The following is a 15,717-nucleotide window of genomic DNA, read 5'->3' as shown; positions in this document are numbered from 1 at the left end:
CACTGCGACAGGACTTCATTGTGCGGGGAGGGGAGGGAAGATGCAAATCAGGCTACCGAAGTAGCCTGATTTTAAGATTACTGATGGTACCCAGAGAGGAATCGCCCGAAGCGGCTGATGGCCATTTCGAGATCGTCTTCGCGCGGCAAGGTTACGATACGCACGTGGTCCGGCCACGGCCAGTTAAACGCCGTCCCCTGTACCAGCAGCACTTTTTCCTGCAGCAGGAAATCGAGCACCATTTTCTGATCGTCATGAATATTGAAGCGCTTCGCGTCGATTTTAGGGAACATATACAGCGCCCCGTTCGGCTTCACGCAGGAGACGCCCGGAATATCGTTGATCAGTTCCCATGCGCGGTTGCGCTGTTCGTACAGGCGACCGCCAGGGACGATGAACTCGCTGATGCTCTGGTATCCGCCCAGCGCCGTCTGGATCGCGTGCTGCGCAGGCACGTTAGCGCAAAGACGCATCGACGCCAGCATCTCAAGCCCTTCAATATAGCCTTTAGCGTGTTTTTTCGGGCCGTTCAGCACCATCCAGCCCTGACGGAAACCGGCCACGCGGTAGGTTTTAGACAGGCCGTTGAAGGTGACGGTCAGCAGGTCCGGGGCCAGCGCGGCGATAGAGTGGTGTTGTGCCGCGTCATAGAGGATCTTGTCGTAGATTTCGTCAGCGAAGATGATCAGGTTGTGCTGGCGGGCGATCTCCACGATCTCCATCAGCAGCTCTTTTGAATAGACCGCGCCCGTAGGGTTGTTCGGGTTGATGATCACAATCCCACGCGTGCGGGGCGTGATTTTCGCGCGAATGTCATCCAGATCCGGGAACCAGTCAGAAGATTCGTCGCAAAGATAATGTACCGCTTTACCGCTGGAGAGTGATACGGCAGCCGTCCATAGCGGATAGTCCGGCGCGGGAACCAGCATTTCGTCGCCGCTGTTCAGCAGCGCCTGCATGGCCTGAACGATCAGTTCGGAGACGCCGTTGCCAATGTAAATATCTTCGACGGTAACGTCACGCATACCGCGCGCCTGGTAGTGCTGCATAATGGCTTTACGTGCCGAGTAAAGTCCCTTTGAATCGCAATAGCCTTGTGCCGTAGGCAGGTTGCGGATCACATCAACCAGAATCTCATCCGGCGCGTCAAAACCAAATGGCGCGGGGTTACCAATGTTGAGCTTCAGAACCTTATTGCCTTCTTCTTCAAGGCGTTTTGCCTCTTTCAGAACCGGGCCACGGATGTCATAACAGACGTTATCTAGCTTGCTGGATTTTTCGATAGGGGACATGAACCTTTAACCTTTTCGCTATTATTGCCACTCCCTGCCGTGGAAGTCAGCACGGAATAATGTACTCCCCCCTCGCTCCGTTTTGAAGGGTGTACAGGAGAAGATTTTGTGCACGATGCGAATTTCTGATGAATCTATTTGGCTGGTCGTTGACGATTTTACGGACTTAACGTATTGATCTGGTCGCTGGTTAAGGTTGTTTATGCTGTATAATTCTATTAATTATGTATATTGTTCTGATGTAAAATAAATGACGCGCAGGAAGGAGACAGAAGTCACGCTAAGTGACTTTTCGTAAAACCTGAGTGTTGGAAAAATCTTGCAGTAATAGCCTGAAGCGGCTAAAAGTTAATCATGTGAAATTAATGTTAAGTGTTATTAATGAATGGCTTTAATCAAAATTAAAATTTATTTATTATTAGCGAACAAAATGCAACTTTAGTTAATTTTAATAAAATTAGTTGAGAAGCTTAACAAACCTCCTTAATCCTGAATATTGCAATAAGACTTATAAATAAAGTGGATTTGGGTTAAGATGTCTTTAAGGAAAGCAGAAGAAAGATGCACAAGCTTTGTATATCTCAAACTGGCTTTCTGATTTAATTGATTGTTATTGTTGGAGTTATCTCTGGCTGGAATGTGTCAAACATCTCCTGCTACGTTGACAGCGCTGCGATAAAGATGGCAGAAAAAGTGTTACGCCTTTAATGTAATTTACATAAACCTGCGAACATCTAAATATCCTGAACGTTTAAGAGAATAAAAATAACGTCATGAAACGTGCTTTCTGACTGTTGATATAAAGCAGCACAATAACTATCTGTCAGGCAGTCTGCCGGGCCGGGATGCGAGGGAAAACCTTCAGAAGGAATTGCTTAACTGTTACACACAGCTTCAACCCGGGCAGCTCCGCACGAGCAACCTGAAAGTGAATAGATATGATAAATGCAAATCGTCCGATAATGAATCTCGACCTCGATCTGCTGAGAACGTTTGTTGCGGTCGCCGATCTCAACACTTTTGCAGCAGCTGCTGCCGCCGTCTGCCGAACTCAGTCCGCCGTTAGCCAGCAAATGCAGCGGCTGGAGCAACTGGTTGGGAAAGAGCTTTTTGCCCGTCACGGGCGTAATAAGCTCTTAACGGAACACGGTATTCAGCTACTGGGTTATGCCAGGAAAATTCTTCGCTTTAATGATGAAGCATGTATGTCATTAATGTTTAGCAACCTTCAGGGGGTGTTAACTTTAGGGGCATCTGATGAGTCAGCGGATACTATTTTGCCGTTTCTTCTCAATCGAATTAGCTCGGTTTATCCGAAGCTTGCGCTGGATGTTAGCGTAAAACGTAATGCCTTTATGGTTGAGATGTTAAATGAGAATAAGGTCGACCTGGTGGTCACGACGCATCGTCCCGGGCAGTTTGATTGTCTGACGTTGCGCACATCGCCAACGCACTGGTATTGCGCGGCTGAATATGTGCTGCAAAAAGGGGAGCCGGTACCGCTGGTTTTACTGGACGATCCGAGTCCCTTCCGCGATATGGTGCTAACGGCGTTAAATGAAGCGAACATTCCGTGGCGTCTGGCCTATGTGGCATCTACATTGCCCGCGGTGCGTGCCGCGGTGAAAGCCGGTCTTGGCGTCACGGCCCGTCCGGTGGAGATGATGAGCCCCGATCTGCGCGTTCTTGGTAAATCAGACGGGCTCCCTGCGCTGCCGGATACCGAGTACCTGCTTTGCCATAACGCGGCCAGTCACAACGAGTTGGCAAAGGTGGTGTTTGAGGCGATGCAAAACTACCACAACCCGTGGCAGTTCGAGCATGTTACCTCCGAAGGGGGGGATGATTCCCTGATCGTAGAAGGTGACTTTGAGTGATCAAAAGCTCAAAATTCTGGTAACAAATTGTAAGTGTAAAAAAAAGCCACTCGTGTCGTTTTCGCACGCAGTGGCTTTTTTTTGACAATATTATCCCCATTCGTCACCAGGTTTTCATAAAGAGATTATATATATCAAAGAGGTAAATGCTTTCGCTTAAATATTGTTCGTTTTGCGTTCTAACTTCGTCCATAACCCCTCGATGTTAAAAAAGCAGCAAATATGTTGCCGGTTTTTTGGTTGAATTAACAAAAGCGTGTCTCAGATCAAGAAAATACTCCTATTTGGGGGGAGGAATCGTTGGCAAATCCTGTCAAAATAGGAGGGTTATTTTTTTTACTTCCAAAACGGACACGATTCAACAACACACATTTGACGAAAAGTCCGGTAACCACCAGGGTTAAAGGGCACCAAATGTTAATGAGAATCGCTCGATGTAATTTAATGTGAAGAAACCTTTGTTAAAGTTGACAATAGGTTATAGAAAGGAGTAAAAAACCCCATCATTTTGCTGTCTACGTCTCATTTCAGACAGTTAGTGTAAGGTTATTTGTTCCTCCCCATGAATCGATGTGATGCCCATCTGCCAGCAAGAGCAGTGTCGTTGGTATCACTTTTGATGAGTAAGCAATGAGTATGTCAACATCCACAGAAGTCATCGCTCATCACTGGGCATTCGCAATCTTTCTTATTGTAGCCATTGGCCTGTGCTGCCTGATGTTAGTCGGCGGCTGGTTCCTGGGCGGTCGCGCCCGTGCAAGGCACAAAAACACACCTTTCGAATCAGGTATTGATTCAGTAGGTTCCGCTCGCTTACGCCTGTCTGCCAAGTTCTATCTGGTAGCGATGTTCTTCGTCATCTTCGACGTGGAAGCGCTCTACCTGTTCGCATGGTCGACCTCCATTCGCGAAAGTGGTTGGGTGGGCTTTGTCGAGGCCGCAATTTTCATTTTAGTGTTACTGGCCGGTCTGGTTTATCTGGTGCGTATTGGCGCGCTTGACTGGACGCCTGCGCGTTCACGTCGTGAACACATCAACCCGGAAAACAGTATCTCTAATCGTCAGCAGTAACAGCGAGGCAATAAGATGGATTATACGCTCACCCGCATAGATCCTAACGGTGAGAATGACCGTTACCCCCTGCAAAAACAGGAGATCGTAACCGACCCCCTGGAGCAAGAAGTCAATAAAAGCGTGTACATGGGCAAACTCGAACATGCCATGCACGATATGGTCAACTGGGGTCGTAAGAACTCTATCTGGCCATACAACTTTGGTCTTTCTTGCTGCTACGTTGAAATGGTGACGTCATTCACTGCGGTGCATGACGTTGCGCGTTTTGGGGCCGAGGTACTGCGTGCTTCCCCGCGTCAGGCTGACCTGATGGTGGTAGCCGGTACCTGCTTTACCAAGATGGCACCTGTTATTCAGCGTCTGTATGACCAGATGCTGGAGCCAAAATGGGTTATTTCCATGGGCGCATGTGCAAACTCTGGCGGTATGTACGACATTTATTCCGTCGTGCAGGGCGTTGATAAGTTCATTCCGGTGGATGTTTACATTCCGGGCTGTCCGCCGCGTCCAGAAGCCTATATGCAGGCGCTGATGCTGCTGCAGGAGTCTATCGGTAAAGAACGTCGCCCGCTTTCATGGGTTGTTGGCGATCAGGGTGTCTATCGCGCGAACATGCAGTCTGAGCGCGAGCGTAAACGTGGTGAACGTATTGCCGTCACCAACCTGCGTACGCCTGACGAAATTTAATTTGCGCCTGTAGGCCTGGAGAAAACCTTCGCATATCACTACTCAAATAGCGCGAAGCCAGGCTTAACAGTCACCACGGACCATTTGCAATGGTGAACAATATGACCGACTTAACCGCGCAAGAAGCCGCCTGGCAGACCCGGGATCATCTTGATGACCCCGTCATTGGCGAACTGCGCAACCGTTTTGGGCCGGATGCCTTTACCGTTCAGGCGACCCGCACCGGGGTACCCGTTGTTTGGGTGAAGCGTGAGCAATTGCTGGAAGTTGTCGATTTCCTCAAGAAATTGCCAAAACCTTACGTCATGCTGTTTGACTTACACGGCATGGACGAACGTCTGCGTACGCACCGCCAGGGTCTCCCTGCTGCGGATTTTTCCGTTTTCTACCACCTGATCTCAATAGACCGCAACACGGATATCATGCTCAAGGTGGCATTGTCTGAAAACGACATGCATCTGCCGACGATCACCAAACTTTTCCCGAACGCCAACTGGTACGAGCGTGAAACCTGGGAAATGTTCGGCATGACCTTCGACGGCCACCCGCATCTGACGCGCATCATGATGCCGCAGACCTGGACCGGCCACCCGCTGCGTAAAGACTACCCGGCACGTGCGACTGAATTCGATCCGTTTGAGCTGACCAAAGCCAAGCAGGATCTGGAGATGGAAGCGCTGACCTTCAAACCTGAAGACTGGGGCATGAAGCGCGGTACCGAAAACGAGGACTTCATGTTCCTCAACCTCGGTCCAAACCACCCGTCTGCGCACGGTGCATTCCGTATTATTCTTCAGCTTGATGGCGAAGAGATTGTCGACTGCGTGCCTGACATCGGCTACCACCACCGTGGTGCTGAGAAGATGGGCGAGCGTCAGTCCTGGCACAGCTACATTCCGTATACCGACCGTATCGAGTACCTCGGCGGCTGCGTCAACGAGATGCCATACGTGCTGGCCGTTGAGAAACTGGCAGGCATCACCGTACCGGATCGCGTTAACGTGATTCGCGTGATGTTGTCAGAACTGTTCCGCATCAACAGCCACCTGCTATACATCTCCACCTTCATTCAGGACGTCGGCGCGATGACTCCGGTCTTCTTTGCCTTTACCGATCGTCAGAAAATCTACGATCTGGTGGAAGCGATTACCGGTTTCCGTATGCACCCGGCCTGGTTCCGTATCGGCGGCGTGGCACACGATCTGCCGCGCGGCTGGGACCGCCTGCTGCGTGAATTCCTCGACTGGATGCCGAAGCGTCTGGCCTCCTACGAGAAAGCCGCGCTGCGCAACACCATCCTGAAAGGCCGTTCCCAGGGCGTTGCCGCCTACGGCGCGAAAGAAGCGCTGGAGTGGGGTACCACAGGTGCTGGCCTGCGCGCGACCGGTATTGATTTCGACGTGCGTAAAGCCCGTCCTTACTCTGGCTACGAGAACTTCGACTTTGAAGTCCCGGTGGGCGGCGGAGTGTCCGACTGCTACACCCGCGTGATGCTGAAAGTGGAAGAGTTGCGCCAGAGTCTGCGCATCCTTGAGCAGTGCCTCAACAACATGCCGGAAGGCCCGTTCAAGGCGGATCACCCGCTCACGACGCCGCCACCGAAAGAGCGCACGCTGCAGCATATCGAAACCCTGATCACCCACTTCCTGCAGGTTTCCTGGGGTCCGGTCATGCCGGCGCAAGAATCCTTCCAGATGATTGAAGCGACCAAGGGTATTAACAGTTACTACCTGACCAGTGACGGCAGCACCATGAGCTACCGTACCCGCGTGCGTACGCCGAGCTTTGCGCACCTGCAGCAGATTCCGTCCGCCATCCGCGGCAGTCTGGTCTCCGACCTGATTGTGTATCTGGGTAGTATCGATTTTGTTATGTCAGATGTGGACCGCTAATTATGCACGAGAATCAACAACCACAAACCGAGGCTTTTGAGCTGAGTGAAGCAGAGCGTGCCGCCATTGAGCACGAGATGCACCACTACGAAGACCCGCGTGCGGCGTCCATTGAAGCGCTGAAAATCGTACAGAAACAGCGTGGTTGGGTGCCGGATGGGGCGATCTATGAAATCGCGAAAGTGCTGGGTATTCCGGCCAGTGACGTAGAAGGCGTAGCCACGTTCTACAGCCAGATCTTCCGTCAGCCGGTAGGCCGCCATGTGATCCGCTACTGTGACAGCGTTGTCTGCCACATCACCGGCTATCAGGGCATTCAGGCTGCGATTGAAAAGAAGCTCAATATCAAGCCGGGCCAGACCACGTTCGATGGACGCTTTACTCTGCTGCCAACCTGCTGCCTGGGTAACTGCGACAAGGGGCCGACCATGATGATTGATGAGGACACTCACAGCCATCTGACGCCGGAAGCGATTCCTGACCTGCTGGAGCAGTACAAATGAAAACTGTAATTCGTACTGCTGAGACGCATCCGCTGACCTGGCGTCTGCGCGATGACAAACAGCCGGTATGGCTCGACGAATACCAGAGCAAAAACGGCTATGCCGGCGCGCGTAAAGCCCTTGGCGGCATGGCGCCGGACGACATCGTTAACGCGGTAAAAGATTCCGGCCTGAAAGGCCGCGGCGGCGCGGGTTTCTCCACCGGCCTGAAGTGGAGCCTGATGCCAAAAGACGAATCCATGAACATCCGTTACCTGCTGTGTAACGCCGATGAAATGGAGCCGGGCACCTATAAAGACCGCCTGCTGATGGAGCAGCTGCCGCACCTGCTGGTGGAAGGCATGCTGATCTCCGCGTTCGCGCTGAAAGCGTACCGTGGCTACATCTTCCTGCGCGGTGAGTACATCGAAGCGGCAGAAAACCTGCGTCGCGCGATTGCCGAAGCGACAGAAGCGGGTCTGCTGGGTAAAAACATCCTGGGTACCGGGTTTGACTTCGAACTGTTCGTGCACACCGGTGCCGGGCGTTATATCTGCGGTGAAGAAACCGCGCTGATTAACTCCCTCGAAGGCCGCCGCGCGAACCCGCGTTCCAAGCCACCGTTCCCGGCAAGCTCCGGCGTATGGGGTAAACCGACCTGCGTAAACAACGTTGAAACCCTGTGTAACGTTCCGGCGATCCTCGCCAACGGCGTGGAGTGGTATCAGGGCATCTCCTCAAGCAAAGATGCCGGTACCAAGCTGATGGGCTTCTCCGGCCGCGTGAAGAATCCTGGCGTCTGGGAACTGCCGTTCGGTACCACCGCACGTGAAATTCTTGAAGACTACGCGGGCGGCATGCGCGATGGCCTGAAATTTAAAGCCTGGCAGCCGGGTGGGGCAGGGACAGACTTCCTGACCGAAGCCCACCTTGACCTGCCGATGGAATTCGAAAGCATTGGTAAAGCAGGCAGCCGTCTGGGTACGGCGCTGGCGATGGCCGTCGACCACGAGATCGGCATGGTCTCGCTGGTGCGTAACCTGGAAGAGTTCTTTGCCCGCGAGTCCTGCGGCTGGTGTACACCGTGCCGTGACGGACTGCCGTGGAGCGTGAAGATCCTGCGCGCCATTGAGCGTGGCGAAGGCCAGCCGGGCGATATCGAGACGCTTGAGCAACTGTGTCGATTCTTAGGGCCAGGTAAAACCTTCTGCGCCCACGCACCGGGTGCCGTCGAGCCGCTGCAGAGCGCGATTAAATATTTCCGCGACGAATTCGAAGCAGGCATCAAGCAGCCGTTCAGCAATACCCATTCAATCAATGGTATTCAGCCGAACCTGCTGAAAGCGCGCTGGTAAAAACAGAATTTTGATTAACGCTCGGTTTCGGCCGAGCCAACTGGAAGCATGCTAATGGCTACGATTCATGTAGACGGCAAAGAATACGAAGTCAACGGGGCGGACAACCTGCTGGAAGCTTGTCTGTCTCTTGGCCTCGATATTCCGTACTTTTGCTGGCATCCGGCGCTGGGCAGCGTCGGTGCTTGCCGCCAGTGTGCGGTGAAGCAATATCAAAACGCGGAAGACACGCGTGGTCGCCTGGTGATGTCCTGTATGACGCCAGCCACCGAAGGCACCTTTATTTCGATTGATGACGAAGAAGCCAAACAGTTCCGCGAAAGCGTGGTGGAGTGGTTGATGACCAACCACCCGCACGACTGTCCGGTTTGTGAAGAGGGCGGTAACTGCCACCTTCAGGATATGACCGTGATGACCGGTCACAGCTTCCGTCGCTATCGCTTTACTAAGCGTACCCACCGTAACCAGGACCTTGGGCCGTTCATCTCTCACGAAATGAACCGCTGCATCGCCTGCTACCGCTGCGTGCGTTACTACAAAGACTATGCAGACGGTCAGGATCTGGGCGTGTATGGCGCACATGACAACGTCTACTTCGGTCGTCCAGAAGACGGCGTACTGGAAAGCGAATTCTCCGGTAACCTGGTAGAAATCTGCCCGACCGGCGTCTTCACGGATAAAACCCACTCCGAGCGTTACAACCGTAAATGGGACATGCAGTTTGCGCCAAGCATCTGCCAGCAGTGTTCCCTCGGCTGTAACACCAGCCCGGGTGAGCGTTACGGCGAGCTGCGTCGTATCGAAAACCGCTACAACGGTACCGTTAACCACTATTTCCTGTGCGACCGCGGTCGTTTCGGCTATGGCTATGTGAACCTGAAAGACCGTCCGCGTCAGCCGGTTCAGCGCCGTGGCGACGATTTCATCACCCTGAACGCCGAGCAGGCGATGCAGGGCGCGGCAGATATTCTGCGCCAGTCGAAGAAAGTGATCGGTATCGGCTCCCCGCGCGCCAGCATCGAAAGCAACTTCGCGCTGCGCGAGCTGGTTGGGGCAGAAAACTTCTATACCGGTATCGCCCAGGGCGAGCAGGAACGTCTGCAGCTGGTACTGAAAGTGCTGCGTGAAGGTGGTATCCATACCCCTGCGCTGCGCGAAATTGAATCCTATGATGCGGTTCTGGTGCTGGGTGAAGACCTGACGCAGACCGGCGCACGCGCGGCTCTGGCGGTTCGTCAGGCGGTGAAGGGCAAAGCGCGTGAAATGGCAGCGGCGCAGAAAGTGGCCGACTGGCAGATTGCGGCAATCCTCAACATTGGCCAGCGCGCGAAGCATCCTCTGTTTGTGACCAACGTCGACAGCACCCGTCTGGACGATATCGCCGCGTGGACCTACTGCGCGCCGGTTGAAGATCAGGCGCGTCTTGGCTTTGCTATTGCCCACGCGCTGGACAGCAACTCCCCAGCCGTTGAGCTGGATCGCGACCTGCAAAACAAGGTCGACGTGATTGTTCAGGCCCTGGCGGGTGCGAAGAAACCGCTGATTATTTCCGGTACCAACGCCGGCAGCGCGGAGATCGTTCAGGCGGCAGCAAACGTTGCCAAAGCTCTGAAAGGCCGCGGTGCGGACGTTGGCGTGACCATGATTGCCCGTGCGGTGAACAGCATCGGTCTGGGTATGATTGGCGGCGGTTCGCTGGAAGAAGCATTAAGCGAACTGGAGTCCGGTTCCGCTGACGCCGTTGTGGTGCTGGAAAACGACCTGCATCGTCATGCGTCTGCCGCTCGCGTTGACGCAGCGCTCTCCAAAGCGCCGCTGGTGATGGTGATTGACCATCAGCGCACCGCGATCATGGACAAAGCACACCTGGTGCTCTCTGCGGCAAGCTTCGCAGAAAGCGACGGTACGGTTATTAACAACGAAGGCCGCGCCCAGCGTTTCTTCCAGGTTTACGACCCGGCGTACTACGACAGCAACACCGTGATGCTGGAAAGCTGGCGCTGGCTGCACTCCCTGCACAGCACCGTGCAGAGCCGTGAAGTGGACTGGACGCAGCTCGACCACGTTATCGACGCGGTAGTCGAAAAACTGCCTCAGCTGGCAGGCATTAAAGATGCCGCGCCTGAAGCAAGCTTCCGCATTCGCGGCCAGAAACTGGCGCGTGAACCGCACCGCTACAGCGGTCGTACCGCGATGCGCGCCAACATCAGCGTGCACGAACCGCGCCAGCCGCAGGATAAAGACACCATGTTCGCCTTCTCCATGGAAGGGAACAACCAGCCGTCTGCGCCGCGTTCGCAAATCCCGTTCGCATGGGCTCCGGGCTGGAACTCCCCGCAGGCGTGGAACAAGTTCCAGGCTGAAGTGGGCGGCTCCCTGCGCCACGGCGATCCGGGCGTGCGTCTGATTGAAGCCTCCGAAACCGGTCTGGATTTCTTCACGACCGTACCGGCGAGCTTCCAGGCTCAGGATGGTCAGTGGCGTATTGCGCCGTACTACCATCTGTTCGGTAGCGACGAGCTGTCCCAGCGTTCACCGGTCTTCCAGACCCGTATGCCGCAGCCTTACATCAAGCTCAACCCGGCGGATGCCGCGAAGCTTGGCGTTAACGCGGGCGCGAAGATCGCCTTTAGCTATGAAGGCCAGACAATCAGCCTGCCGCTGATTATCTCTGAAGGTCTGACAGCAGGGCAGGTGGGTCTGCCGATGGGTATGCCTGGCATCGCCCCGGTTCTGGCGGGCGCGCGTCTTGATAATCTGCAGGAGGCAAAAGCATGAGTTGGTTAACGCCGGATCTTATCGACATCCTGCTGAGCATTCTGAAAGCGATCGTTATCCTGCTGGTGGTGGTCACCTGCGGCGCGTTCATGAGCTTTGGTGAACGTCGTCTGCTCGGTCTGTTCCAGAACCGTTACGGACCGAACCGCGTGGGCTGGGGTGGTTCACTTCAGCTGGTCGCGGACATGATCAAGATGTTCTTTAAAGAGGACTGGATCCCACGCTTCTCGGACCGCGTGATCTTTACTCTGGCACCGATGATCGCCTTCACCTCGCTGCTGCTGGCGTTTGCTATCGTTCCGGTCAGTCCGACCTGGGTGGTCGCTGACCTGAACATCGGCATTCTGTTCTTCCTGATGATGGCAGGCCTCGCGGTTTACGCGGTGCTGTTCGCAGGCTGGTCCAGTAACAACAAATACTCGCTGCTGGGTGCGATGCGTGCTTCCGCGCAGACGCTGAGCTACGAAGTGTTCCTGGGGCTCTCCCTGATGGGCGTGGTGGCGCAGGCCGGTTCATTCAACATGACCGACATCGTCAATAACCAGGCCGACATCTGGAACGTTATCCCGCAGTTCTTTGGGTTTATTACCTTTGCTATCGCGGGCGTGGCCGTGTGTCACCGTCACCCGTTTGACCAGCCAGAAGCCGAACAGGAACTGGCCGACGGTTACCACATTGAATATTCCGGTATGAAATTCGGTCTGTTCTTCGTGGGCGAGTACATCGGTATCGTCACCATTTCCGCGTTGATGGTAACGCTGTTCTTTGGTGGCTGGCATGGCCCGTTCTTACCGCCGTTCATCTGGTTCGCGCTGAAAACCGCGTTCTTCATGATGATGTTCATTTTGATTCGCGCAGCGTTACCGCGTCCGCGTTATGACCAGGTAATGTCCTTCGGCTGGAAAGTGTGCCTGCCGCTGACGCTCGTCAACTTGTTGGTAACGGCAGCTGTCATTCTCTGGCAGCAGCCATAAGGGGCTATAGACCATGACCTTAAAAGAATTACTGGTAGGCTTCGGTACCCAGGTACGCAGTATCTGGATGATCGGCCTGCACGCGTTTGCCAAACGCGAAACCCGGATGTACCCGGAAGAGCCGGTATATCTGCCGCCGCGCTACCGTGGCCGTATCGTGCTGACGCGCGACCCGGACGGTTCCGAGCGCTGCGTTGCCTGTAACCTGTGTGCGGTAGCGTGTCCGGTCGGCTGTATCTCTCTGCAGAAAGCAGAGACGGTAGACGGCCGCTGGTACCCTGAGTTCTTCCGCATCAACTTCTCACGCTGCATCTTCTGCGGTCTGTGTGAAGAAGCGTGCCCAACCACGGCGATTCAGCTGACTCCGGACTTTGAGCTGGGTGAGTACAAGCGTCAGGACCTGGTGTACGAGAAAGAGGATCTGCTGATTTCCGGTCCGGGCAAATACCCGGAATATAACTTCTACCGGATGGCGGGTATGGCAATCGACGGCAAAGATAAGGGCGAAGCAGAGAACGAAGCTAAGCCTATCGACGTCAAGAGCCTGTTACCGTAAGGAGAGGGCAATGGAATTCGCTTTTTATATCTGTGGCCTTATCGCCATCCTGGCCACGCTGCGAGTGATTACGCACACCAATCCGGTGCATGCGCTGCTGTACTTAATCATCTCGCTGCTGGCCATTTCCGGGGTGTTCTTCGCGCTGGGCGCGCACTTTGCCGGTGCGCTGGAAATCATCGTCTACGCCGGGGCCATCATGGTGCTGTTCGTATTCGTGGTGATGATGCTGAACCTGGGCGGCTCTGAAATTGAGCAGGAACGTCAGTGGTTAAAACCGCAGGTGTGGATTGGCCCGGCAATTTTGTCGGCCATCATGCTGGTGGTGATCGTTTACGCCATCCTGGGTGTTAACGATCAGGGCATCGACGGCACGCCGATTGGTGCGAAAGAGGTGGGTATCACGCTCTTTGGCCCATACGTTCTGGCGGTGGAACTGGCCTCTATGCTGTTGCTGGCAGGCCTGGTTGTGGCTTTCCACGTTGGCCGTGAAGAGCGTGCTGGCGAGGTGCTGAGCAACCGCACTGACGACCGCGCGAAAAGAAAAACGGAGGAGCGCGCATGATCCCCTTAACACATGGACTGATCCTCGCTGCGATTTTATTCGTTCTGGGTCTGACCGGTCTGGTTATCCGCCGCAATCTGCTGTTTATGCTGATCGGTCTGGAAATCATGATTAACGCCTCCGCGCTGGCCTTCGTGGTCGCCGGAAGCTACTGGGGCCAGACCGATGGTCAGGTGATGTACATTCTCGCTATCAGCCTCGCGGCTGCCGAAGCGAGTATTGGCCTGGCGCTGTTGCTGCAGCTCCATCGTCGCCGCCAGAATCTGAACATCGATTCAGTAAGTGAGTTGCGTGGATGAACATGCTTGCCTTAACCATTATTTTTCCGCTGATTGGCTTCGTGCTGCTGGCGTTTTCTCGCGGCCGCTGGTCTGAGAATCTGTCTGCAACCGTCGGCATGGGCTCTGTTGGCCTGGCCGCGCTGGTCACAGCGTATGCGGGTATCGACTTCTTTAACAACGGGCGTCAGCCTTTCAGCGTGCCGCTGTGGACGTGGATGTCGGTCGGTGATTTCAACATCGGTTTCAACCTGGTGCTGGACGGCCTCTCGCTGACCATGCTCTCCGTGGTCACCGGCGTCGGCTTCCTGATCCACATGTTTGCCTCCTGGTACATGCGCGGTGAAGAGGGATACTCCCGCTTCTTCGCCTACACCAACCTGTTTATCGCCAGCATGGTCGTTCTGGTGCTGGCCGATAACCTGCTGCTGATGTATCTGGGCTGGGAAGGCGTGGGTCTGTGTTCTTACCTGCTGATCGGTTTCTACTATACCGATCCGAAGAATGGCGCAGCGGCCATGAAAGCGTTCGTCGTGACCCGCGTGGGTGACGTCTTCCTCGCGTTCGCGTTGTTCATTCTCTACAACGAACTGGGCACGCTGAACTTCCGCGAAATGGTGGAACTGGCGCCGGCGCACTTCGAAGCAGGCAACAACATGCTGTGGTGGGCAACGCTGATGCTGCTGGGTGGTGCCGTGGGTAAATCCGCACAGCTGCCGTTGCAGACCTGGCTGGCCGACGCGATGGCGGGTCCAACCCCTGTCTCCGCGCTGATCCACGCCGCGACCATGGTAACCGCTGGTGTTTATCTGATTGCGCGTACCCATGGCCTGTTCCTGATGACCCCGGAAATTCTGCATCTGGTGGGTATTGTCGGTGCAGTTACGCTGGTGCTGGCGGGCTTTGCTGCGCTGGTGCAGACCGACATCAAGCGTGTTCTCGCATACTCCACCATGAGCCAGATTGGTTACATGTTCCTGGCGCTGGGCGTTCAGGCGTGGGACGCGGCCATTTTCCACCTGATGACGCACGCGTTCTTTAAAGCGCTGCTGTTCCTCTCGTCCGGTTCCGTCATCCTGGCCTGCCATCACGAACAGAACATCTTCAAGATGGGCGGACTGCGTAAGTCCATCCCGCTGGTGTATGTTTGCTTCCTGGTGGGCGGCGCGGCGCTGGCGGCACTGCCGCTGATCACCGCGGGCTTCTTCAGTAAGGACGAAATCCTTGCGGGCGCCATGGCGAATGGTCATATCAATCTTATGGTTGCGGGTCTGGTCGGTGCGTTTATGACCTCCCTGTATACCTTCCGTATGATTTTCATCGTATTCCACGGTAAAGAACAAATTCACGCTCACGCAGGTAAGGGGATCACCCACCACCTGCCGCTGATTGTGCTGCTGGTACTCTCCACCTTCGTTGGCGCGATGATTGTGCCTCCGCTGCAGGGCGTACTGCCAGACACTACCGAGCTTGAGCACGGTCGCGTTCTGACGCTTGAAATCACCTCCGGTGTGGTCGCTATCGCGGGTATTCTGATTGCAGCATGGCTGTGGCTGGGTAAACGCACGCTGGTCACTGCCGTTGCCAACAGCGCGCCGGGCCGTCTGCTGGGCACCTGGTGGTACAACGCGTGGGGCTTCGACTGGCTGTACGACATGATCTTCGTTAAGCCGTTCCTGGGCATTGCGTGGCTGCTGAAGCGCGACCCACTGAACAGCCTGATGAATATCCCGGCGATCCTCTCCCGCTTTGCAGGTAAAGGCCTGCTGTACAGCGAGAACGGTTACCTGCGCTGGTATGTGGCGTCCATGAGCATCGGTGCGGTTGTCGTGCTGGCGCTGCTGATGGTGTTGCGTTGATCGTTAAGTGAATTTTATTCGAATTCGTTGAAAATCAGGCCCCTGCTG

13 protein-coding genes are annotated in these 15,717 nt (G+C 54.8%); 12 read left to right on the top strand and 1 reads right to left on the bottom strand.

Going from position 1 to position 15,717, the window contains the following annotated elements:
- Window positions 1-77: 77 nt before the first annotated feature.
- The gene (gene alaA, locus V1603_RS20035) at window positions 78-1,292 is read right to left on the bottom strand and encodes an alanine transaminase AlaA (RefSeq protein WP_111962578.1); all 1,215 of its coding nucleotides are present in this window, start codon (window positions 1,290-1,292) and stop codon (window positions 78-80) included.
- A 938-nt stretch (window positions 1,293-2,230) separates the two neighbouring features.
- On the opposite strand from alaA, the gene lrhA reads away from it, so the two are divergent.
- The 12 genes from lrhA (at window position 2,231) to nuoL (ending at window position 15,669) form a co-directional block, all read left to right on the top strand.
- Complete coding sequence (gene lrhA / locus V1603_RS20030; RefSeq protein ID WP_116338570.1) at window positions 2,231-3,169, top strand: transcriptional regulator LrhA; 939 nt, start codon at window positions 2,231-2,233, stop codon at window positions 3,167-3,169.
- A gap of 630 nt (window positions 3,170-3,799) precedes the next feature.
- Entirely contained in the window at window positions 3,800-4,240 is a 441-nt protein-coding gene (gene nuoA, locus V1603_RS20025; RefSeq protein WP_014171000.1) for an NADH-quinone oxidoreductase subunit NuoA, read from the top strand.
- 15 nt (window positions 4,241-4,255) lie between these two features.
- Window positions 4,256-4,930 (top strand): NADH-quinone oxidoreductase subunit NuoB, encoded by a 675-nt coding sequence (gene nuoB / locus V1603_RS20020; protein ID WP_003861482.1) that lies wholly within the window; start codon window positions 4,256-4,258, stop codon window positions 4,928-4,930.
- An 89-nt stretch (window positions 4,931-5,019) separates the two neighbouring features.
- Window positions 5,020-6,822 carry an NADH-quinone oxidoreductase subunit C/D gene (nuoC, locus tag V1603_RS20015; RefSeq protein WP_028013933.1) on the top strand — a complete coding sequence of 601 codons (1,803 nt, stop codon included), beginning with the start codon at window positions 5,020-5,022 and terminating at the stop codon, window positions 6,820-6,822.
- 2 nt (window positions 6,823-6,824) lie between these two features.
- Window positions 6,825-7,325: an NADH-quinone oxidoreductase subunit NuoE gene (nuoE, locus tag V1603_RS20010; RefSeq protein WP_006176513.1), complete on the top strand. Its 501-nt coding sequence runs from the start codon at window positions 6,825-6,827 to the stop codon at window positions 7,323-7,325.
- Window positions 7,322-8,659 (top strand): NADH-quinone oxidoreductase subunit NuoF, encoded by a 1,338-nt coding sequence (gene nuoF, locus V1603_RS20005; protein ID WP_006811381.1) that lies wholly within the window; start codon window positions 7,322-7,324, stop codon window positions 8,657-8,659. Before nuoE ends, nuoF begins: the two co-directional genes overlap by 4 nt.
- Before the next feature lie 54 nt (window positions 8,660-8,713).
- Window positions 8,714-11,437 carry an NADH-quinone oxidoreductase subunit NuoG gene (nuoG, locus tag V1603_RS20000; protein ID WP_395313162.1) on the top strand — a complete coding sequence of 908 codons (2,724 nt, stop codon included), beginning with the start codon at window positions 8,714-8,716 and terminating at the stop codon, window positions 11,435-11,437.
- Window positions 11,434-12,411, top strand: coding sequence for an NADH-quinone oxidoreductase subunit NuoH (gene nuoH, locus V1603_RS19995; RefSeq protein ID WP_008500211.1), 978 nt, complete (start codon window positions 11,434-11,436; stop codon window positions 12,409-12,411). The genes nuoG and nuoH overlap by 4 nt, the downstream gene beginning before the upstream one ends.
- Before the next feature lie 13 nt (window positions 12,412-12,424).
- Window positions 12,425-12,967 (top strand): NADH-quinone oxidoreductase subunit NuoI, encoded by a 543-nt coding sequence (gene nuoI / locus V1603_RS19990; RefSeq protein WP_003861491.1) that lies wholly within the window; start codon window positions 12,425-12,427, stop codon window positions 12,965-12,967.
- 10 nt (window positions 12,968-12,977) lie between these two features.
- The gene (gene nuoJ, locus V1603_RS19985; protein WP_008500212.1) at window positions 12,978-13,532 is read left to right on the top strand and encodes an NADH-quinone oxidoreductase subunit J; all 555 of its coding nucleotides are present in this window, start codon (window positions 12,978-12,980) and stop codon (window positions 13,530-13,532) included.
- Window positions 13,529-13,831 (top strand): NADH-quinone oxidoreductase subunit NuoK, encoded by a 303-nt coding sequence (gene nuoK / locus V1603_RS19980; RefSeq protein ID WP_003861496.1) that lies wholly within the window; start codon window positions 13,529-13,531, stop codon window positions 13,829-13,831. The genes nuoJ and nuoK overlap by 4 nt, the downstream gene beginning before the upstream one ends.
- Complete coding sequence (gene nuoL, locus V1603_RS19975) at window positions 13,828-15,669, top strand: NADH-quinone oxidoreductase subunit L (RefSeq protein WP_061097545.1); 1,842 nt, start codon at window positions 13,828-13,830, stop codon at window positions 15,667-15,669. Before nuoK ends, nuoL begins: the two co-directional genes overlap by 4 nt.
- Window positions 15,670-15,717 lie beyond the last annotated feature (48 nt).

This window comes from Enterobacter sp. ECC-219 (genome assembly GCF_043966805.1).
In the GTDB taxonomy this organism is placed as follows: domain Bacteria; phylum Pseudomonadota; class Gammaproteobacteria; order Enterobacterales; family Enterobacteriaceae; genus Enterobacter; species Enterobacter cloacae_N.
Note: the sequence above shows the minus strand (reverse complement) of the source record. Positions and strands in the feature narration are given on the sequence as shown.

Coding starts and splice junctions, on each gene's coding strand:
- alaA (WP_111962578.1), bottom strand. CDS start 1,292: ATGTCCCCTATCGAAAAATCCAGCAAGCTAGATAACGTCTGTTATGAC.
- lrhA (WP_116338570.1), top strand. CDS start 2,231: ATGATAAATGCAAATCGTCCGATAATGAATCTCGACCTCGATCTGCTG.
- nuoA (WP_014171000.1), top strand. CDS start 3,800: ATGAGTATGTCAACATCCACAGAAGTCATCGCTCATCACTGGGCATTC.
- nuoB (WP_003861482.1), top strand. CDS start 4,256: ATGGATTATACGCTCACCCGCATAGATCCTAACGGTGAGAATGACCGT.
- nuoC (WP_028013933.1), top strand. CDS start 5,020: ATGGTGAACAATATGACCGACTTAACCGCGCAAGAAGCCGCCTGGCAG.
- nuoE (WP_006176513.1), top strand. CDS start 6,825: ATGCACGAGAATCAACAACCACAAACCGAGGCTTTTGAGCTGAGTGAA.
- nuoF (WP_006811381.1), top strand. CDS start 7,322: ATGAAAACTGTAATTCGTACTGCTGAGACGCATCCGCTGACCTGGCGT.
- nuoG (WP_395313162.1), top strand. CDS start 8,714: ATGGCTACGATTCATGTAGACGGCAAAGAATACGAAGTCAACGGGGCG.
- nuoH (WP_008500211.1), top strand. CDS start 11,434: ATGAGTTGGTTAACGCCGGATCTTATCGACATCCTGCTGAGCATTCTG.
- nuoI (WP_003861491.1), top strand. CDS start 12,425: ATGACCTTAAAAGAATTACTGGTAGGCTTCGGTACCCAGGTACGCAGT.
- nuoJ (WP_008500212.1), top strand. CDS start 12,978: ATGGAATTCGCTTTTTATATCTGTGGCCTTATCGCCATCCTGGCCACG.
- nuoK (WP_003861496.1), top strand. CDS start 13,529: ATGATCCCCTTAACACATGGACTGATCCTCGCTGCGATTTTATTCGTT.
- nuoL (WP_061097545.1), top strand. CDS start 13,828: ATGAACATGCTTGCCTTAACCATTATTTTTCCGCTGATTGGCTTCGTG.